The organism is Nocardia sp. NPDC057353 (assembly GCF_042667085.1).
Lineage (GTDB): Bacteria > Actinomycetota > Actinomycetes > Mycobacteriales > Mycobacteriaceae > Nocardia.
On record NZ_JBHVAK010000017.1, the window covers coordinates 53,041 to 72,509 of the forward strand.

Below are 19,469 nucleotides of genomic sequence, written 5' to 3' on the forward strand. Positions count from 1 at the left end.
GGACTGTTGCCGGTGCGGGCGGGAGCGGCGTTCGTCACGTTGTCGGTGTCCGGGCAATCTCCCGGCACACTTCGGGTCAGCCGCGATTCTCCGCGTACCGGCGCAGCGACTCGACCTGGTCCGGGTCGAGCGAGGGCCGCACCGCGGCGCGGGCGGTGCCGATGTCGGCGGCCGTGACGTCGGCGGTGTCGATGTCGCGGCGCATGGCGGCGAGCGCGGCCTCGCGCAGCAGCGCCGCGCAGTCGGCGGCGGAGTAGCCGTCGAGCTCGTGCGCCAGCTCGGTCAGGTCGACATCGGCCGCGAGCGGCACGGCGCGGCCCGCGGTGCGCAGGATCGCCACCCTGGCCTCGGCGTCCGGCGGCGGGACGAAGACCAACCGCTCCAGCCTGCCGGGGCGGAGCAGCGCCGGGTCGATCAGCTCGGGGCGGTTCGTGGCGCCGAGTACAACGACCTCGCGCAGCGGCTCGACCCCGTCCAGCTCGGTGAGCAACGCGGCGACCACCCGGTCACCGACCCCGGAGTCGCTGCTCTGGCCGCGGCGCGGGGCGAGCGCGTCCACCTCGTCCAGGAAGATCAGCGCAGGCGCGGAATCGCGGGCCCGCTGGAAGAGTTCGCGGACCGCGCGCTCCGAGGCGCCGACCCACTTGTCCATCAGCTCGGCGCCCTTCACCGCGTGCACGCTGAGCTGCCCGCTGCTGGCCAGGGCGCGGACCAGGAAGGTCTTGCCGCAGCCAGGCGGGCCGTAGAGCAGCACGCCGCGCGGGGGCTCGATGCCGAGCCGGGCGAAGGAGTCGGGGTGCCGCAGCGGCCAGAGCACCGCCTCGGTGAGCGCCTGCTTGGTCTGCGCCATGTCGCCGACGTCGTCCAGGCCGAGGCTGCCGATCGCCAGCTCCTCGCTGCCGGAGCGGGAGAGCGGGCGGATCACCTCCAGCGCGCCGACCAGGTCGGCCTGCAGCAGCCGCGGGTCGGTGTGCTCGCGGCCCGTGCGGGAGGCGGCGCGCAGCGCGGCCTCGCGGCACAGCGCGGCCAGGTCGGAGACGACGAAACCGGGGGTCCGCGCGGCGATCTCGGCCAGCCGGAGCTCGCCGGTCGGCACGGCGCGGAGCAGGAAGTCGAGCAGCGCCTCGCGGACCGCCGCGGTGGGCAGCGGCAGCGCGATCTCGCGGTCGCAGAGGTCGGGGGCGCGCAGCCTGGCGTCGATCTCTCCGGGGTGCGCGGTGGTGGCGAGGAAGGCGACGCACGGGGTGGCGACGACGGCGCGGAGCTGGTCCAGGATGAGCGTCGCGACCGGCTCGGCGGTGGCGGGCAGCAGCGCGTCGATATCGGTGATCAGCAGGATGCCGCCCTGCCCCGAGCTCACCTCGGCGACGGCGGCGGCCACCGTGCGCAGCCGGGCGCCGCTCTCGGTGGCGCCGATCGACGGGCCGTCCAGCTCGACCACCCGGCGCGGAGCGGCGACCGCCCTGGCCAGCGTCGCCTTCCCGACCCCGTGCGGGCCGGTGATCAGCACCCCGAGGTGCGGGGAGGCGCCGAGGGTGCGGAGCAGCTCCGGCTCGTCGAGGGCGAGCGCGAGCCACTCGGCGAGCTTGCCGGACTGCCCCTGCACGCCGATCAGATCGGCGGCGGCCGGTGCCGGCCTGCCCCTGGTCACCGTCGCAGGGCGCGGCACGAGGTCCGCACCGACCCGGTGCTCACCCGGCTCGGGCTGCGAGCCGTGCTCGCCGGGTGACGGCGAGCCGTGGCCGCCGGGTGACGGCGAGCCGTGGCCGCCCGGTGACAGCGAGCCAGGTCCGCTCGGTGACGGCGAGCCAGGTCCGCCCGGTGACCACGGGAGGAGTTCGCCCGACGGCGACCGCGGGCCGGATCCGCCGGGCGGTGGCCACGAGTCGGGCTCACCCGACAGGGGCCACGAACCGTTGCCCGGCTGCGCTGAACCGGGGTCGGCGCCGGTCACGACCCCCGGCCCCCAGTCCACCGCCGAATTCGGCTGCACGCTCACCGGCCCCGCCGGTTCGGTGGCGGTGACGGTGAGCAGCTCGGTGGTCCAGGCGATGCCGAAGGTGCGGGAGAGCGCCTGGGTGGTGGCGGCCGAGCTGATGTCGGGGCCGAGGTCGCGGGGGAGCAGCGAGACGGCGTCGCCGACCGTCACCACCTTGCCGAGCAGCGCCTGGCGCAGCGTGTTCGCCGGAATCGAGCGGGTGGCGTGCAGCGAGCCGCTGACCCGGATCTGCTTGCCGCCGAACACCGTCGCGGGCGCGACCACCACGGTGGCGTCCTCGCGCAGCCCGGCATTGGAGAGCGTGACGTCGTCCAGCAGCGCCACCCCGGGCGGGGTGCCCGCCGGGGCCAGCCCGGCCACCGCTGCGGTGCGCCGGGAGCCGGTCAGCGCGATCCCGTCCCACTCGCGCAGCCCGAGCGCGGCCAGCGCTTCCGGATGCAGCCGCACCACCCCCCTGCGGGCGTCGGCCGCGGAGGGGTTGAGACGGGCGGTCAGCGAAAGGTCGGCCACCGCCCCATTCTTACCCGCTGCGCGGGTACGGCCGCCGGGCCGCGGCGCTCGCCGCGCGAATCCCCGCTGCTCCGGGCCCGCTGCGGGAGGCTCCGCGCCGCGAATTCTCCCGGCCCGGCGACCCGGCCGCGATCGCTGCCTGCCTGTTGGCGACCGCGCTCGGACTCGGCCCTGGACCTACTCGGCGACGAGCCCCGCCGCCGAGGCGACCGGCTCGTCCGCGACGCTGCCGGAGAGGCAGACCAGCTTGGCGGTGCCGAGCGCGACATTCGGGCTGCCCGCGAACGGGCTGTCCGGGTTCGCGGCGAGGATCTGCTCGATCACCACCTTCTCCTGCTCGGTGTCGAGCTTGCGGAACTCGCCGCAGGTGATCTCCGCGGGCGACCCGCTCGGCGCGGCCGCGGGGGTGCTGCGCTCGGTGCTGCCCGGCTCCGTCGTCGGGCTCGGCGCGGTGCTGCTCGGCGCCGCGGCGGCGGTCGTCGTACTGCTCGCGACGACGTCGGTGTTCCCCTTGCGCAGCCCGCTGGCGTCGGTCGATTCGTCCTGCCCGCAACCGCTGACGACGAGGGTGAGCACACCGGCGGCGAGCACGGCGGCGGAGATGCGCTTCATGGTGGATCCCCCGTGGGTCGTCCGCGGCGCCGGCGGCTCCGGCGCGTCGGCAGCACTGTACCGGGTGCCGCTCAGGCCGTCTGCGCTGCCGCCGCGCGCAGCGCCTCGACCTCGGCGGGGATCCGGTCGGTCAGCTCGGCGAGCTCGGGAACCAGCTCCCGGCAGGCGATTACGCCGAAGTCGAGTTTGCCGTCGTAGGAGAGCGCGGTGATGTTCAGCCCGGAGCCGTGGAAGACCGGGCCGAACGGGAAGGAGCTGACCAGCCGCACCCCGAGGAAGTACAGCGGCATCGGCGGTCCCGCCACGTTCGAGACCACCAGGTTGTGCACCACCGGGTGCCGCTCGGCGAGCTCCAGCGAGGAGTACAGCCGCATGGCGACCCGGAAGGTGTTCGGCGGCGCGTACTGCGTCCAGTCCTGCAGGAAGTCGGGGCCGATGAGTTCCTCGTGCTCTTCCTTGGCGGCCCGGTTCGCCTCGGCCACCCGCTTCAGCCGCTCCACCGGGTCGGCGATATCCGTGCCGAGCTGGCAGAAGAGCGAGGAGACCTTGTTGATCCCCCTGGTGTGCCGCGACGACTCGTGCACCGAGACCGGGATGGTGGCGAGCAGCGACTTGTCCGCGGGCAGCTCGCCGCGCTCGGCCAGGTAGCCGCGGAGCGCGCCGCCGACCACCGTGAGCACCACGTCGTTGATCTTCACCCCGAAGGCGTTCTTGATCCGCTTCACCTCGGCCAGCTCGACCTCGGTGCAGGCGACCGCGCGGTGCGGGGTGATGGTCCGGTTGAACGGGGTGCGCGGCGCGGTCAGCGGGAGCGCCATGCCGGAGCGGTTGCCCTGCCGCCTGCGCACCATCCCGGCCAGCTTGCCGACGGTCTTCGGCACCATGCGCACCACCCCGGCCTTGGTCGGGAAGCGCAGCGCCGCCTCGGCCAGCAGCCGCAGGTCGCTCGGCTCCGGCTCCCGGCCGAGCGCGGCGGGCGGCTCTTCGTCCCGGTGCTGCCCCGGCTCGGTGTCGCAGAGCGCCATGAGCAGCTCGGACCCGGTGACGCCGTCCACCGCGGCGTGGTGGTACTTGAGGATCACCCCGACCTTGTCACCGTCGATGCCTTCGACCACCCGCACCTGCCAGAGCGGGTGGTTGCGGTCCATCGGCGTGCTCGCGATATCGCCGACCAGCGCGGCCAGCTCCGCGCGGCCGCCCGGCGCGGGCAGCCCGTACCGCCGGACGTGGTAGTCCAGGTCGTAGTCGCCCGCCTCGACCCAGTACGGGTAGTCCAGGTCGAGCGGCACCGCCCGCAGCTTGCGGCGCATCTGCGGCACGAAGGCCAGCCTGCGCCCGAGCTCGGTCTTGAAGGTGTCGAAGGAGTACTCGCCGCCGTCGGCACCGGGGTCGAGCAGGAGAAGCGCGCACACGTGCAGGTGCTGCGTCCCGGTCTCCAGATACAGGAAGCTGGCATCGAGTCCGGTGAGGCGTTCCATGTCGGGAGTGTAGTGGAACACATTGCAGCGGATCGGCTATTCGGCCTCGGCCGGGCGCTCCAGTGGGATGCGGACGGTGAACACCGTCGACCCCGGCTCGGACGCCACCTCGATGTCGCCGTGGTGCTTGTTCACCACGATCCGGAAGCTGATGTCGAGGCCGAGCCCGGTGCCCTCGCCCACCGGCTTGGTGGTGAAGAACGGCTCGAAGATGCGGCGCCGCACGTCGGCCGGGATGCCGGGGCCGGTGTCGCCGATCGCGACCGCGAGGCAGACGCCGTCCCGGTAGGTGCGGACGGTGAGCGTGCCGGAGCCGTTCATGGCGTAGACCGCGTTGTCGATCAGGTTGGTCCACACCTGGTTCAGCTCGGCCGCGTAGCAGGGGATCGGCGGCAGGCTGCGGTCGTACTCCTTGACCAGCGCGATGCCGTCGCCGAGCTTGCGGTTCAGCATCACCAGCGTGCTGTCGAGCAACTCGTGCACGTCGACCACCTGGAACGGGGCCCGGTCCATCTGCGAGTACTGCTTGGCGGCGCCGACCAGGGTGGAGATGCGGGTGGTCGAGTCGGCGATCTCGTTCATCAGCAGCTCGGTCTCGATGGTGTAGTTCAGCCACCGGATCGCGCCCTCGAAGACCACCTCGGTGCAGCCCTCCAGGGTGCCCGCCACCCGCTCCAGCCAGTCCACGTCGATGCCCGCCTGGACGAAGTTGGGCGCCAGGTTCCAGCCGTCCGCGATCTCGTGCTCCTCCAGCCAGTCGCCGATCGCGTCCTCCCGGTCGGCGGCCTCCAGCGGGGTGAGCTCGGGGGCCTTGGCAACCAGCTCGGCGGCGTCCTCCTGCAGCCGGACCAGGGTGACCAGCACCTCGGGGGTGAACTTGCCCTGCGCCATCATGCCGAGCTTGTGCCGCATCCCGGCGACCCGCTCGCGCAGCCCGGAGGTGGCGCGCACGGCGGCCGCGGCGGGGTTGTTCAGCTCGTGCGTGAGCCCGGCGGAGAGCGAACCGAGCGCGAGCAGCCGCTCCCGCTCGGCCACCCGCTCGTGCTTGTCCCGGTTGCCGAAGAAGGCGCCCTCCAGCAGGTGCACCGCCATCGGGAACCACTCGCGCATCATGGCGGCGAAGGTCTCGGCGTTCAACACGAAGAAGCGCGACGGCCGGGTGATGTACATGGTCGCGGTGTAGTGCTGGTCGGCGCGGTCGCCCAGGTAGGCGGTCCAGGCGCCGACGTAGGAGCCGCGGTGGTCGGTGCGGGTCAGCTCGATCTCGGTGCCCGCGGAGAGCTTGGTGAGCCGCAGCTCGCCGTCGAACAGGACGTAGAAGCAGGTGGCGGGCTCGCCCTCGCGGAAGGCGAGGCCGGGCTCCAGCAGCTCGACCCGCCCGTCCCGGCACAGCCAGGCCAGCTGCGCGTCGGTCAGCTTCTCGAAGAGGAAGAGCTCACGCAGCTCCGCCGGATCGCAGACAAGCTCGCTCACGATTGATCCCTTCTAAGCGAGGTAGCGGTGCACGAACATGACGGCCATGGCGCCCTCGCCGACGGCGGAGGCCACCCGCTTGGCCGACTCCGCGTGCACGTCGCCCGCGACGAAGACGCCGGGCACGTTGGTCTCCAGGTGGTGCGGGGCGCGGGACAGCTCCCAGCCCGCAGGCCTGCCGCCGTCGGGGGTGAGGTCGGGCCCGGCGAGCACGTACCCGGCCTGGTCCCGGGCGACGGTGCCGTCCAGCCAGTCGGTCTGCGGCGCGGCGCCGATGAAGAGGAAGAGCCGCTCGGTCTCGGCCTTCTCCTCGCGCCCGGTCTCGTTGTTCCGCAGCACGATGCCGCGCAGGTGGTCGTCGCCGTCGGCCGCGATCACCTCGGTGCAGGTGTGCACCTCGATGTTCGCGATGCCCGCGATCTGCTGCACCAGGTAGTGCGACATGGACTTGTCCAGCGAGTCGGCGCGCACCACCAGGTGTACCCGCGCGGCATTGCGGGAGAGGAAGACCGCCGCCTGCCCGGCCGAGTTGGCGCCGCCGACGATGTAGACCTCGTGGTCGGCGCACTCCGCGGCCTCGGTCATGGCCGAGCCGTAGTAGACGCCGCGGCCGGTGAACTCGTCCACCCCCGGCGCCGGGTGCCTGCGGTAGTCGACGCCGGTCGCGATGATCACGGTGTGCGCGCAGAGGCTGCCGCCGTCGGCGAAGCGCACGGTGCGCGCCGAGCCGTTCACCTCGAGCGCCACCACCTCGCGAGTGGTCACCAGCTCGGCGCCGAACTTGCCCGCCTGCCGGCGCGCCCGGTCGGCGAGCTGCCCGCCGGAGAGGCCGTCCGGGAAGCCGAGGTAGTTCTCGATCCGCGAGCTCTGCCCGGCCTGGCCGCCGGTGGCGGTGCGCTCGACCAGCACCGTGCGCAGCCCCTCGGAGGCGCCGTAGACCGCGGCGCCGAGCCCGGCCGGGCCGCCGCCGACCACGATCAGGTCGTAGAACTCGCCGGTCGGCGTCACCGTCAGCCCGACCCGCTCGGCCAACTCGCTGTCGGTCGGCTGCACCAGCGGCTCGCCGTCGGCGGTGATCACCACCGGGCAGCTGGCGAGGTCCATGCCCGCGGCGGTGAGCAGCTTCGCCCCCTCCGGCTCGTCCGCCGGGTACCAGCGGTACGGCAGCTGGTTGCGGGCCAGGAACTCGCGCACCTGCGAGCACCGCGGCGACCAGCGGGTGCCGATCACCTTGGTGCCGTGCACCGGGCGCTGGTCGCTGCTGCGCCAGGCCTCCAGCAGGCCGTCCAGCACCGGGTAGAGCTTCTCCTCCGGCGGGTCCCACGGCTTGAGCAGGTAGTGATCCAGGTCGACGACGTTGATGGCGTCGATCGCCGCGTTGGTGTCGGCGTAGGCGGTGAGCAGCACCCGGCGGGCGAAGGGGTGCAGGTCCATGGCTCGTTCCAGGAACTCGATGCCGTCCATGCCCGGCATCCGGAAGTCGGCGATCAGCACCGCCACCTGCTGTCCGCGCAGCTTCACCTCGGTGAGCGCCTCCAGCGCGGACGGCCCGGACTCGGCCCGCAGGATCCGGTAGTCGGCGCCGTAGCGGCGGCGCAGGTCGCGCACGACCGCGCGGGAGACGCCGGGATCGTCGTCGACGCTGAGAATGAGCGGCTTATCGGCGGCGGGGGAAGTCACCAGACGAGTATGCGCGCAGCGAACCGACCTGTCGCATTGCTCTGCCCAGGGCGAACAGCCCCGCGGCGCCCGACTAGAATTGCTGTACCCGTCAGTACCGCGAACAGGAGGCAGCGTTGCCGAAGAATCTGGAAGCGACCGTCGACATCATCGCCCCGCCGGAGCGCGTCTGGGCCGTCGTGGCCGATCCCAAGCGGATCCCGGAGTTCAGCCCGCAGTGCGTGCGGATGCAGCCGCTCGGCGCGCTGAAGCCGGGCACCTGGACCGTCAACCTGAACCGGGACGGCTGGAAGTACTGGCCGACCACCTCGCGCATCGTGGCCTTCGAGCCGAACCGCGAGTTCGCCTTCAAGGTCACCGAGAACCGCAGCACCTGGCGTTTCACCCTGGAGCCCACCGCCACCGGCACCCGGCTCACGCAGACCAGGGACATGTCCGACGGCACCACGGCCTTCTCCCGCAACGCCATCAAGGCGGTGCTCGGCGGCGAGGAGTCGTTCGAGGTCAAGCTGGAAGAGGGGATGAAGCACACGCTGGCCGGGATCAAAGCGGCCGTCGAGACCCTGGCCTGACCCGCACCGCGGCCCGGGCGCTCGGCTCGGGCCGCGTGCGCGTCAGCCCCAGTTCGGCAGCGTGACCACCTGGGCGGCGTAGGACAGCCCGGCGCCGAAGGCGATGAGCAGCGCGGTGTCGCCCGGCTTCGACTGCCCGGTGCGCAGCAGCTGCTCCATGGCGAGCGGGATCGAGGCGGCCGAGGTGTTCCCGGTCTCCTCGATGTCGTTGGCCAGCGCGCAGTTCTCCGGCAGCTTGAGCACCCGCGCCATGATCTCGATGATCCGGCCGTTGGCCTGGTGCGGGATCATGGCGTCGAGGTCGTCGGTGGCGAGCCCGGCGCGGTCGATGGCGTCCCGGCAGACCTTCTCCAGCGAGTGCGCGGCCCAGCGGAAGACCGCCGTCCCCTCCATGGTCAGGTAGGGGCGTACCGCGTCGAGCCCCTTCTCCTCGATCTCGGCGAAGAACTCCAGCCAGTCCTTGTCCTGCCGGATGGCGTGGCTCTGGGTGCCGTCCGAGCCCCACACGGTCGGGCCGATGCCCTGCTCCTCGGCCGGGCCGACCACCACCGCGCCCGCACCGTCGGCGAAGAGGAACGCGGTGGAGCGGTCCTTCATGTTGATGGTGTCGGTCAGCTTCTCCACCCCGACCACGAGCACGTGCCCCGCGGTGCCCGCCCGCACCAGGTCCGAGGCGAGCGCGAGCGCGTGACAGAAGCCGGCGCAGCCCGCCGAGATGTCGAAGGCCGCGGCGCCGTTCATCCCCAGCTCGGTGGCTATCTGCGGGGCCGCGGCCGGGGTGAGCAGCAGGTGCGTCGAGGTCGCCACGATGACGGTGTCCACCTGGTCGACGGCGACCCCCGCCGATTCCAGCGCGCCCTTCGCGGCCGCGACGCTCATGCTCTGCACGGTCTCCGAGGCGTCGGCGAAGCGGCGGGTGCGGATGCCGGAGCGGGTGCGGATCCATTCGTCGCTGGAGTCGATCGGCCCCGCGACCTCGTCGTTCGTGACGATGCGCGCGGGCCGGTACACCCCGAGCCCGAGGATGGCGGTGTGCTCCACTCCGGTCGTCTGTGCGATTCGAGCGACCATGTGCGTCTCCTGTCCCCACGGCCGAGCCGGCGGGTGGCGTCGGTGGTTGCCGTCCAGCGTTGCCGGGTGTTGTCCGGCACGGTGGACATGAGGCTTCCTCATATTATCCCGCCCCTGTGACACGCGTGCGTATTCCCCTCGACCGGGGGTATCCGATGAGCAGCGCGTCGATGGCTCGGAGCGGCGCGCCCCCCACTAGCAAGCGAGGACACAATGCTCGGTCTCGGGATCATCGGCTGGATCATCATCGGCGGCCTGGCCGGCTGGATCGCCAGCAAGTTCATGAAGACGGACGCGCAGCAGGGGATCCTGCTCAATATCGTCGTCGGTGTCATCGGCGGCCTCATCGGCGGCTTCCTGCTGAAGCTGTTCGGGGTCGACGTCGAGGGCGGCGGCCTCATCTTCAGCTTCCTGACCTGCCTCGGCGGCGCGGTCATCCTGCTGTTCCTGGTCACCACGGTCACCGGTCGCCGCCGCGTCGGCTGATCGAGGCCCGAACCGATCGGCGCCGCCCGCGCTCGGGGCGGCGCCGATCTCGCCTGCCCGCCCGTTTGCCGGGGATATGCCCGGCACCGGCCACGATCGCGGGGTCGCGTCGGCGTAAGGTGTGGTGCCCGTACCCGAAACCGAAAGAGGAGCCCGTGGCACGCCGCCCGACCCCGTCCGGCACCCCCGAGACCACCGGACCCGGCCACATCGCCGACCTGATCCGGTCCTCGATCCCCCCGCTACACCCCGCCGGGCTGCCCTTCGTCGCGGCCCCGCTCGCGGTGGCGGCGCTCGGCCGCAAGCGGCGCTGGGTGCGCCGGGCCGGGCTGCTGACGGCCGCGGCCTGCGCGGGCTTCTTCCGGCACCCGTACCGGGTGCCGCCGAACATCAGGGGCGCGGTCGTCGCCGCCGCCGACGGCGAGGTCGCGCTGGTCGACTCCGCCGTCCCGCCGCCGGAGCTCGGCCTCGGCGACGCCCCGCTGCCCCGGGTCAGCATCTTCCTCTCGGTGCTCGACGTGCACGTGCAGCGCGTTCCGGTCTCCGGCACCGTTCGCACCGTCGTGCACCAGCCGGGCCAGTTCCGCTCCGCCGACCTGCCCGAGGCCAGCTCGGTGAACGAGCGCACCGGCATGGTGCTGGAGACCACCGACGGCAGGACCGTCGTCGTGGTGCAGATCGCCGGGCTGATCGCCCGCCGGATCGTCAACGAGGCCCGCGCGGGCGACGTGCTGACCATCGGCGACACCTACGGCCTGATCCGCTTCGGCTCCCGGGTCGACACCTACTTCCCCGCGGGCACCGACCTGCTGGTGCTGCCCGGCCAGCGCACCATCGGCGGCGAGACCGTCCTCGCCGTCCTGTCGTGATCGCGCAGGCGCACCCCACCGAGGGCCGCCGCAGGCGCAGCGTCCGGCTGCTGCCGAGCATGGTCACCATCCTGGCGCTCTGCTCCGGGCTCTCGGCGGTCAAGTTCGGGCTGGACGGCGAGCTGTCGACGGCGCTGGCCATGGTCGGCGCCGCCGCGGTCTTCGACACCCTGGACGGCAGGCTGGCGCGGATGCTCGACGCCACCACCAAGATCGGCGCCGAGCTGGACTCGCTCTCCGACGCCATCTCCTTCGGCGTCGCCCCCGCGCTGGTGCTCTACGTGGCGCTGCTCGACGAGTACAGCGCGGGCTGGATCGTGGCGCTGCTCTTCGCGGTGAGCATCGTGCTGCGGCTGGCCCGGTTCAACACCCTGATGGACGACGACACCAGGCCGGAGTGGTCGCGGGAGTACTTCGTCGGCGTTCCCGCGCCCGCGGGCGCGCTCATCGCGCTCACCCCGATCGCGCTGCTCGAGCAGTTCGGTGACGGCTGGTGGGTCGGGTTCTACGAGGTCGCGGCCTGGACCGTGTTCTCCGCGCTGCTCTGCGTGAGCACCATCCCGACGCTGGCCATGAAGTCGGTGCGGGTGGCGCCGCAGGCCGCGGCGGCGCTGCTGGTGCTGGTGGCGATCGCGGCGGCCGCCCTGGTCACCTTCCCGATCGTGCTGCTGCTGGTGCTGATCGGGCTCTACCTGGTGCACATCCCGTTCGCCTGGCGCTCGCAGCGCTGGGTCGCGGCGCGGCCGGAGACCTGGCAGGACAAGCCCGCCGAGCGCAGGGCGCAGCGCCGCGCGGCCCGGCGCAGGCCGAGCCTGCCGCGCCCCGGCATCTCCAGCGCCAGGCTGCGGCTGCGCAGGCCCGGCGGCAACGACCAGCGGCAGCGCTGACCCGTGCCGGAGCCGGCGCTGGACGATTTCCTGCGACAGCGGCCGCGGCTCTTCGCGCTCGCCTACCGGATGCTCGGCAGCGTGAGCGAGGCCGAGGACGCGGTGCAGGAGACCTACCTGCGCTGGGCCGCGGCCGAGACCGCCGAGATCCGCAACGCCGAGGCCTGGCTCACCACGGTCACGGTGAACCTCTGCCGCTCCTGGTTGGTCTCGGCGCGGGCCAGGCGGGAGAGCTACGTCGGCCCGTGGCTCCCCGAGCCGGTCCCGACCCCGGACACCGACCTCGGCCCGCTGGAGACGGCGCAGCAGCGCGAGCTGGTCTCGCTGGCCCTGCTCGCCGCGCTGGAGCGGCTGAACCCGGTGGAGCGCGCGGTCTTCGTGCTGCGCGAGGCCTTCGGCTACCCGCACCGCGAGATCGCCGCCATGCTCGAGCTCTCCGAGGCGAACTCGCAGCAGATCTACTCGCGCGCGAGCGTCCGGGTGCGCGAGGGCCGCGGCCGCTTCGAGGTCTCGGTGGAGCGCGCCAGGGAGCTGCTGGAGCGTTTCCTGGCCGCGGCGGGCGATGGTGACGTGGCGGGCTTGCGCGCGCTGCTCGCCGCCGACGTGGTCGCCACCTCGGACGGCGGCGGCGTGGTCAGCGCGGCCCGACGCCCGGTCACCGGCGTGGACAAGGTCTCGGCGTTCCTGCTCGGGCTGGTCCGGCGCGCTCCCGCGGGCTTCTCCCTGGAGGCCGCGGAGGTCAATGGCTCGGCCGGGCTGCTGGCCAGGGTGGACGGCGCGGTCTACGTGGTCGTCGTGCCGGAGTTCGGCGACTTCCCGGACGGCCCGCGGCTGGTCGCGCTCTCCTTCGTGCTGAACCCGGCGAAGCTCACCCGCTTCCGGTGACCGGCTTCACAGCCGGGAACTGTCAGCTCGGCGGCGGCTACCCGGTCTGAAGGGTGTCAGGCCCGGAGCGGCCGCCGCGGTGCCGCACCGCGCGACCGGCCCGGGGTGCGGGGTATCCCGCAGCTCTGCCGAAGGAGCCACATCATGACCACTCGCCGCATCCTCGTGCTCGGCGCGGGCTACGCCGGACTCGTCGCCGCCAACAAGCTGGTCCGCACCGTCCCCGGCGCGGAGATCACCGTGCTCGACGCCCGCGCCCGCTTCGTCGAGCGGGTCCGGCTGCACCAGCGCGCCGCCGGGCAGGCCATCCCGGAGTGGGACCTCGCCGAGGTGCTCGGCCGCAGGAAGATCCGCTTCGTGCACGGGACCGCCGCCGCCATCGATCTCGAGGCGCACGAGGTCCGGCTGACCGACGGCACCGCGCTGCCCTACGACACCCTCGTCTACGCGCTCGGCTCGGCGGCGGGCACCGCGGACGTGCCGGGCGCGGCCGAGCACGCGCTGGCCGTCGCCACCCCGGAGGATCTCGCCGACGCCGCCCCGCCGACCGGCCTGGCCCTGGTGATCGGCGCGGGCGCGACCGGCGTCGAGCTGGCCACCGAGCTCGCCGAGACCCGCCCCGACCTGCGGGTGCTGCTGCTCGGCGCGGACGAGCCGCTGGCCCCGCTCTCGCCGAAGGCCCGCGCGCACGTGCGCAAGGTGCTGGACCGGCTCGGTGTCGAGGTGCGCACCGATGCCAAGGTCACCGCGGTGACCGCCGCCGGGGTCCGGCTGGCCGACGGCACCGAGGTCGCGGGCGACGCCGTGCTCTGGACCACCGGTTTCCGGGTGCCGCCGCTGGCCGCGGCGGCCGGGCTCGCGGTGGACGGCTTCGGCCGGGTGCGCACCGACGCCACCCTGCGCTCGCTCTCGCACCCCGACGTCTACGCCATCGGCGACGCCGCCGCCACCGCGGGCCCGGACGGCAGGCAGCTCCGCATGGCCTGCGCCACCGCGCTGCCGCAGGGCGCCTACGCCGCCACCGCCATCGGCGCGCGGGCCCGCGGCGCCGAGCCGCGCGAGTTCCGCTTCCGCTACCAGGTGCAGTGCTACAGCCTGGGCCGCGGCGACGGCCTGCTGCACCGGGTGCACGCCGATGACTCGCCCGCCCGGATCGTGGTCACCGGCAGGCCGGGGGCCTGGCTCAAGGAGCGGATCGTGCGGTTCGCCGCCAGGCAGGCGGGGCTGCCCGCCGGGCTCTGATCGTCAACCGACGGTTGACGTGCGCGCTGCGTCAACCTATGGTTGACGCATGACGAACGTACGACTCGACGACCTGATCGACGGCATCAAGAAGGCCCGTCCCGACAATGTCCTCGACCAGCTCTCCGACGCGGTGGTCACTGCGGGGACGCTCGGCGAGGTGGCCGATCACCTGATCGGCCACTTCGTCGACCAGGCCAGGCGCTCCGGTGCCTCGTGGACCGATATCGGCGCCAGCATGGGCGTCAGCAAGCAGGCCGCGCAGAAGCGGTTCGTGCCCAAGGGCCCGGAGGACGCGGGGCTCGACCCGGCCGCGGGCTTCGCCCGCTTCACCCCGCGCGCCCGCAGCGCCGTCGCCGCCTCGCAGGAGGCGGCGCGCAACTCCGGCCACACCCTGATCGGCCCGCCGCACCTGGTGCTCGGGCTGCTCACCGAGCCGGACGCGCTCGCCGCGAAGGAGATCGAGACCCAGGGCGTCACCCTGGACGCCGTCGCCGCCGCCGCGGCGGCCGCGCTCCCCGCACCCTCCGGCGCGGAGGTTCCGCCGCTCATCCCCTTCGACCCCGACGCCAAGAAGGCGCTGGAGCTGACCTTCCGCGAGGCGGTCCGGCTCGGCCACAACTACGTCGGCACCGAGCACCTGCTGCTCGCGCTGCTGGAGCAGGAGAACGGCACCGGCGTGCTCAGCGGGCTCGGGTTGGAGAAGGCGCGGGTGGAGGCGCACCTGGTCGAGATCCTGGCCGGGCTCGGCGGCTAATCCGGGACGTTGCGCTCCAGCTCGTCCAGCCAGGCCGTCGCCACCGCGTCGCTCGGCGCCCGCCAGTCGCCGCGCGGCGAGAGCGAGCCGCCGGAGCCGACCTTCGGCGCGTTCGGCAGCGTGGAGCGCTTGAACTGGCTGGTCTGCACGAAGCGGCGCAGGAAGAGCCGGAGCCAGTGCTTGATCGTGGCCAGGTCGTACTCGTTGCGCTGGTCCTCCGGGATGAGGTCGGGCCAGCGCCCCCTGGCCCGGTCCGACCAGGCCGCGTGCGCGAGATAGGCGATCCGGCTGGGCCGGTAGCCGAACCGGAGTAGCTGGTAGAGGTGCAGATCCTGGAGTTCGTAGGGACCGACGGTGGCCTCGGAGCTCTGGCCGGGCGCCTCGTCCCCGTCGGCCGACGGCACCAGCTCGGGGGAGATCTCGGTGGCCAGGATGGAGATCAGCGCCGCGTTCGCCTCGGCCCCGAACTGCCCGGTCTCGGCGGCCCAGGCGATGAGGTAGCGGATCAGCGTCTTGGGCACCGAGGCGTTCACGCTGTAGTGCGCCATGTGGTCGCCGACGCCGAACGTGCACCAGCCCTGGGCCAGCTCGCTCAGGTCGCCGGTGCCGACCACCAGCGCGTCGTGCATGTTCGCCAGCCGGAACAGGTGCGAGGTGCGCTCGCCCGCCTGCACGTTCTCGTAGGTGACGTCGTACTGCGGCGCCCCGTCCGCGGCGGGGTGGCCCAGGTCGCGCAGCATCTGCTCGGCCGACGGCCGGATATCGATCTCGTGCGCGGTGACGCCGAGCGCGGCCATCAGCCGGTGCGCGTCGGTCTTGGTCCTGGTGCTGGTGGCGAAGCCGGGCATGGTGTAGGCCAGCACATTGGTGCGCGGCAGCCCGAGTCGGTCCATGGTCTTGGCCGCGACGATCAGCGCCTGGGTGGAGTCGAGCCCGCCGGAGACGCCGATCACCAGCCGCTGCGCGCCCGCCGCGCGCAGCCGGGTGCTCAACCCCTCGACCTGGATGTGGTGCACCTCGGCGCAGCGCTCGTTGCGCGCCGCCGGGTCGGCGGGGACGTACGGGAAGCGCGGGATCTCCCGGCGCAGCTGCACGGCCGCCTCGGGAACCGGTAGGGCGACCGGCACCTTCCGGAACCGGCTCAGCCGCTCCCGGTGGTCGTGCACATTGTCCGCGAAGCTGGTCGTGCGCACCCGGTCCGCGGCCAGCCGCTGCAGGTCCAGGTCGGCGGTGACCAGCCGGGGGTGGTCGGCGAAGCGCTCGCCCTCGGCGAGCAGGTCGCCGTTCTCGCAGACCAGCGCCTGCCCGTCCCAGGCCATGTCGGTGGTGGACTCGCCGGTGCCCGCCGCCGAGTACAGGTAGGCGGCGAGGTAGCGGGCCGAGTGCCCGGTGCAGAGCGCGCGCCGGTAGTCGGCCTTGCCGACGACGATATTGCTGGCCGAGAGGTTGACCAGCACGGTGGCACCGGCCAGCGCGGCGAAGCCGCTCGGCGGCAGCGGCACCCAGCCGTCCTCGCAGATCTCCAGGTGGAAGGTGAAGCCGTCGACGTTCGTCGGGAAGAGCAGGTCGGCGCCGAAGGGGACCTCCTGCCCGGCGATCTCGACGGTGTCGGCGAGCACCTCGCGGGCCGCCGCGAACTGCCGCTTCTCGTAGAACTCGCGGTAGTTCGGCAGGTAGCTCTTCGGCACCGCGCCGAGCACCGCGCCGTCCGCGATCACGATCCCGCAGTTGAACAGCCTGCCCTGGGCGCGCACCGGGGCGCCGACCACCAGCACCGTGGCGATCTCGCGGCTGGCCTCGACGATGTCGGCCAGCGCCTGCCGCACCGCCAGGTCGAGCGCGTCCTGGTGGAACAGGTCGTCGGCGGTGTAGCTGGAGAGGCCGAGCTCGGGGAAGACGGTGAGCACCGTGCCGTCGGCCGCGGCGGCGCGGGCCAGCTCGATCGTGCGTGCGGCATTGAAGGCGGGGTCGGCCACCCGCAGGGTCGGCACCGCGACGGCCACCCGCGCGAAACCGTGCCGGTACAGCGAGTCGAACGGCAGCGTCATGGAGATCATCTTTCCCGGCGCCGTCACGGCCTGCCCGCCAGGCCCCCGCCCCAGCGCGGCCAGCGCGCCGCGGGCGGCGGCTCCGGCACCAGCGAATCCCTGGCCACGTCGGTGACGTAGAGCGGCAGCCGCGGCTCCAGCTTCGCCAGCAGGTCGAGCAGGTCGCGGCCGCGCGCGGTGCGGTACTCGGCGGTGGTCAACCCGACGATCTGCAGGAACATCAGCCCGCCGACGGTGCCGAGCTCGGGGTCGTTCACGAAGCCAGCGGCGCGCAGCGCGGACCCCGCCCCGCCGAGCGGCACCGCCGACTTCACCGCGTCGCCCGGCTCGAACCACTCCCCGGACTGGAATACGAAATGGCTCAGGTTCTGCAGGAAGTCCACCGGCCACTGCGGCGGCTCGGTCGCCTCCGGGCTACTCAGCGTCCGCATGGTGAACTCGAAGCGCTGCCCGTGCTCGAAGAGCCCGGAGAGGCCGTGCGTCACGTAGTGCCAGTGCGGCATCGGGGCGCTGCGGCGGTACGCGGAGATGCCGTCCAGCGGCTCGGTACCCCCTGCTGACCAGGGGTTATCGCCCGCCCAGTACACCGGAACGGCGTCCGCGTAGAGCCGCGTCAGTGCCCCGGTGACATCGGCGCGGCCGGGTGTTTCACTCACCTCGCCACTGTAGGCGGGACGCCGGGTACCGGCCGCCGCGCGGGCGAACGGGCATTCCGGTCGGGTCCGGATAAGATATAGCAATGGCGGATGAACCGGATTCCGACCTGGTGGCGGGGGAGCGGCGAGCGGATCTGGTCCGCGCGCTGACCTATGTGTCGACCGAATCCGGCCCCGACGGCGAGTACATCGTCAACGGTGACCTGCCGCCGGAGGTCGCCCCGCCCTTCATCCGGGCGATCATGCGGGTGGAGGCCGAGCTGCTGCTGCACGACGCCGAGCTGGTCACCACGGAGAACGAGGAGCCGCGCGACCCGGAGCAGCGCCGGGTGGACGCCTTCGTGGCGCTGCTGCTGCGTATCGACGACCGGCAGTGGATCCCCGGCTACCCCGGCTGAACCCGGTAACCTTGCACTCGGCATGCTCGAGTGCTAGAAATGGCGTTGGCACTCACCACAGGCGAGTGCCAGGTCGGGACGGTGAGACCGGGTACCTCGACACCCTCGGTCGTCCGTCGCGGGCACCGAACCTGGCCAGCGTAAATGGGGCGACCCGACATGGGATCGTCCTGTGTGTCAGCCATCCACATGGAGGATCTCAACGCAATGGCCAAGACAATTGCGTACGACGAAGAGGCCCGTCGCGGTCTCGAGCGTGGCCTCAACAGCCTCGCCGACGCGGTCAAGGTGACGCTGGGCCCCAAGGGCCGCAACGTCGTCCTGGAGAAGAAGTGGGGCGCCCCCACGATCACCAACGATGGTGTCTCCATCGCCAAGGAGATCGAGCTCGAGGACCCGTACGAGAAGATCGGCGCCGAGCTGGTCAAGGAAGTCGCCAAGAAGACGGACGACGTCGCGGGCGACGGCACCACCACCGCCACCGTCCTGGCTCAGGCGCTGGTGCGCGAGGGCCTGCGCAACGTCGCGGCCGGCGCGAACCCGCTGGGCCTGAAGCGCGGCATCGAGAAGGCCGTCGAGGCCGTCACCGCCAAGCTGCTCGACACCGCCAAGGAGGTCGAGACCAAGGAGCAGATCGCCGCCACCGCCGGTATCTCGGCGGGCGACGCGTCCATCGGTGAGCTGATCGCCGAGGCCATGGACAAGGTCGGCAAGGAAGGCGTCATCACCGTCGAGGAGAGCAACACCTTCGGGCTCCAGCTGGAGCTGACCGAGGGCATGCGCTTCGACAAGGGCTACATCTCCGGTTACTTCGTGACCGACCCGGAGCGTCAGGAAGCGGTCCTCGAGGACCCGTACCTGCTGCTGGTCGGCTCCAAGATCTCCACCGTGAAGGATCTGCTTCCGCTGCTGGAGAAGGTCATCCAGGCCGGCAAGCCGCTGCTGATCATCGCCGAGGACGTCGAGGGCGAGGCCCTGTCGACCCTGGTCGTGAACAAGATCCGCGGCACCTTCAAGTCGGTCGCCGTGAAGGCCCCCGGCTTCGGCGACCGCCGCAAGGCGCAGCTCGCCGACATCGCCATCCTGACCGGTGGCGAGGTCATCAGCGAAGAGGTCGGGCTCTCCCTGGAGACCGCCGGCATCGAGCTGCTCGGCCAGGCCCGCAAGGTCGTGGTGACCAAGGACGAGACCACCATCGTCGAGGGCGCCGGTGACGCCGAGGCGATCAAGGGCCGGGTCGCGCAGATCCGCACCGAGATCGAGAACTCGGACTCCGACTACGACCGCGAGAAGCTGCAGGAGCGGCTGGCCAAGCTGGCCGGTGGCGTCGCGGTGATCAAGGCGGGCGCGGCCACCGAGGTCGAGCTCAAGGAGCGCAAGCACCGCATCGAGGATGCCGTCCGCAACGCGAAGGCCGCCGTCGAGGAGGGCATCGTCGCCGGTGGCGGCGTCGCCCTGCTGCAGGCCGCCCCCGCGCTGGAGGCGCTGTCCCTGACCGGTGACGAGGCCACCGGCGCGAACATCGTCCGCGTCGCGCTCTCGGCCCCGCTGAAGCAGATCGCCTTCAACGCGGGCCTCGAGCCCGGCGTCGTCGCGGAGAAGGTCTCGAACCTCTCCGCGGGCCACGGCCTGAACGCCGACTCGGGCGAGTACGAGGACCTGCTGGCCGCAGGCGTCGCCGACCCGGTCAAGGTCACCCGCTCGGCGCTGCAGAACGCGGCGTCCATCGCGGCGCTGTTCCTCACCACCGAGGCCGTCGTCGCCGACAAGCCGGAGAAGGCCGCGGCTCCCGCTGGCGACCCGACCGGTGGCATGGGCGGCATGGACTTCTGAGTCCGCCTGTCTC

17 protein-coding genes are annotated in these 19,469 nt (G+C 72.6%); 9 read left to right on the forward strand and 8 right to left on the reverse strand.

Going from position 1 to position 19,469, the window contains the following annotated elements; all coding sequences use genetic code 11:
- Nucleotides 1–76 precede the first annotated feature (76 nt).
- The 5 genes from ACFUUZ_RS11450 to ACFUUZ_RS11470 form a co-directional block, all read right to left on the reverse strand.
- Entirely contained in the window at nt 77–2,509 is a 2,433-nt protein-coding gene (locus ACFUUZ_RS11450) for an AAA family ATPase (RefSeq protein ID WP_378695018.1), read from the reverse strand.
- A 177-nt stretch (nt 2,510–2,686) separates the two neighbouring features.
- Complete coding sequence (locus tag ACFUUZ_RS11455) at nt 2,687–3,121, reverse strand: hypothetical protein (RefSeq protein WP_378695020.1); 435 nt, start codon at nt 3,119–3,121, stop codon at nt 2,687–2,689.
- 71 nt (nt 3,122–3,192) lie between these two features.
- The gene (locus ACFUUZ_RS11460) at nt 3,193–4,599 is read right to left on the reverse strand and encodes a wax ester/triacylglycerol synthase family O-acyltransferase (protein WP_378695022.1); all 1,407 of its coding nucleotides are present in this window, start codon (nt 4,597–4,599) and stop codon (nt 3,193–3,195) included.
- Nucleotides 4,600–4,635: 36 nt separating this feature from the next.
- Nucleotides 4,636–6,072, reverse strand: coding sequence for a sensor histidine kinase (locus tag ACFUUZ_RS11465; RefSeq protein WP_378695024.1), 1,437 nt, complete (start codon nt 6,070–6,072; stop codon nt 4,636–4,638).
- Between the two features lie 12 nt (nt 6,073–6,084).
- Nucleotides 6,085–7,752, reverse strand: a complete 1,668-nt coding sequence (locus ACFUUZ_RS11470; RefSeq protein ID WP_378695026.1) for an FAD-dependent oxidoreductase — start codon at nt 7,750–7,752, stop codon at nt 6,085–6,087.
- Between the two features lie 116 nt (nt 7,753–7,868).
- Between ACFUUZ_RS11470 and ACFUUZ_RS11475 the strand changes: the two genes are divergently transcribed.
- Nucleotides 7,869–8,324, forward strand: coding sequence for an SRPBCC family protein (locus ACFUUZ_RS11475; RefSeq protein WP_378695028.1), 456 nt, complete (start codon nt 7,869–7,871; stop codon nt 8,322–8,324).
- A 42-nt stretch (nt 8,325–8,366) separates the two neighbouring features.
- Here ACFUUZ_RS11475 and ACFUUZ_RS11480 read toward each other — a convergent pair whose 3' ends face one another.
- Nucleotides 8,367–9,395, reverse strand: coding sequence for a beta-ketoacyl-ACP synthase III (locus ACFUUZ_RS11480; RefSeq protein WP_378695030.1), 1,029 nt, complete (start codon nt 9,393–9,395; stop codon nt 8,367–8,369).
- Nucleotides 9,396–9,608: 213 nt separating this feature from the next.
- On the opposite strand from ACFUUZ_RS11480, the gene ACFUUZ_RS11485 reads away from it, so the two are divergent.
- The 6 genes from ACFUUZ_RS11485 (at nt 9,609) to ACFUUZ_RS11510 (ending at nt 14,521) form a co-directional block, all read left to right on the forward strand.
- The gene (locus tag ACFUUZ_RS11485) at nt 9,609–9,881 is read left to right on the forward strand and encodes a GlsB/YeaQ/YmgE family stress response membrane protein (RefSeq protein ID WP_378695032.1); all 273 of its coding nucleotides are present in this window, start codon (nt 9,609–9,611) and stop codon (nt 9,879–9,881) included.
- 155 nt (nt 9,882–10,036) lie between these two features.
- Complete coding sequence (locus tag ACFUUZ_RS11490) at nt 10,037–10,750, forward strand: phosphatidylserine decarboxylase (RefSeq protein WP_378695034.1); 714 nt, start codon at nt 10,037–10,039, stop codon at nt 10,748–10,750.
- A gap of 59 nt (nt 10,751–10,809) precedes the next feature.
- The gene (locus ACFUUZ_RS11495; RefSeq protein ID WP_378695142.1) at nt 10,810–11,637 is read left to right on the forward strand and encodes a CDP-alcohol phosphatidyltransferase family protein; all 828 of its coding nucleotides are present in this window, start codon (nt 10,810–10,812) and stop codon (nt 11,635–11,637) included.
- 3 nt (nt 11,638–11,640) lie between these two features.
- Nucleotides 11,641–12,522, forward strand: a complete 882-nt coding sequence (locus ACFUUZ_RS11500; protein ID WP_378695036.1) for an RNA polymerase sigma-70 factor — start codon at nt 11,641–11,643, stop codon at nt 12,520–12,522.
- A 144-nt stretch (nt 12,523–12,666) separates the two neighbouring features.
- Nucleotides 12,667–13,764: an NAD(P)/FAD-dependent oxidoreductase gene (locus ACFUUZ_RS11505; RefSeq protein WP_378695038.1), complete on the forward strand. Its 1,098-nt coding sequence runs from the start codon at nt 12,667–12,669 to the stop codon at nt 13,762–13,764.
- Nucleotides 13,765–13,813: 49 nt separating this feature from the next.
- The gene (locus ACFUUZ_RS11510) at nt 13,814–14,521 is read left to right on the forward strand and encodes a Clp protease N-terminal domain-containing protein (protein WP_378695040.1); all 708 of its coding nucleotides are present in this window, start codon (nt 13,814–13,816) and stop codon (nt 14,519–14,521) included.
- Here ACFUUZ_RS11510 and ACFUUZ_RS11515 read toward each other — a convergent pair.
- A complete protein-coding gene (locus ACFUUZ_RS11515) occupies nt 14,518–16,569 on the reverse strand; it encodes an NAD(+) synthase (protein ID WP_378695042.1) in 2,052 nt (683 codons plus the stop codon). The genes ACFUUZ_RS11510 and ACFUUZ_RS11515 overlap by 4 nt on opposite strands.
- A gap of 23 nt (nt 16,570–16,592) precedes the next feature.
- A complete protein-coding gene (locus tag ACFUUZ_RS11520) occupies nt 16,593–17,225 on the reverse strand; it encodes a suppressor of fused domain protein (RefSeq protein WP_378695044.1) in 633 nt (210 codons plus the stop codon).
- Nucleotides 17,226–17,308: 83 nt separating this feature from the next.
- Here ACFUUZ_RS11520 and ACFUUZ_RS11525 point away from each other — a divergent pair, with 83 nt between their 5' ends.
- Together ACFUUZ_RS11525 and groL are read left to right on the forward strand one after the other, a co-directional pair.
- Nucleotides 17,309–17,623, forward strand: coding sequence for a hypothetical protein (locus ACFUUZ_RS11525; protein WP_378695046.1), 315 nt, complete (start codon nt 17,309–17,311; stop codon nt 17,621–17,623).
- Nucleotides 17,624–17,830: 207 nt separating this feature from the next.
- Nucleotides 17,831–19,456 carry a chaperonin GroEL gene (gene groL / locus ACFUUZ_RS11530; protein ID WP_378695048.1) on the forward strand — a complete coding sequence of 542 codons (1,626 nt, stop codon included), beginning with the start codon at nt 17,831–17,833 and terminating at the stop codon, nt 19,454–19,456.
- The last annotated feature ends 13 nt before the right edge of the window (nt 19,457–19,469 follow it).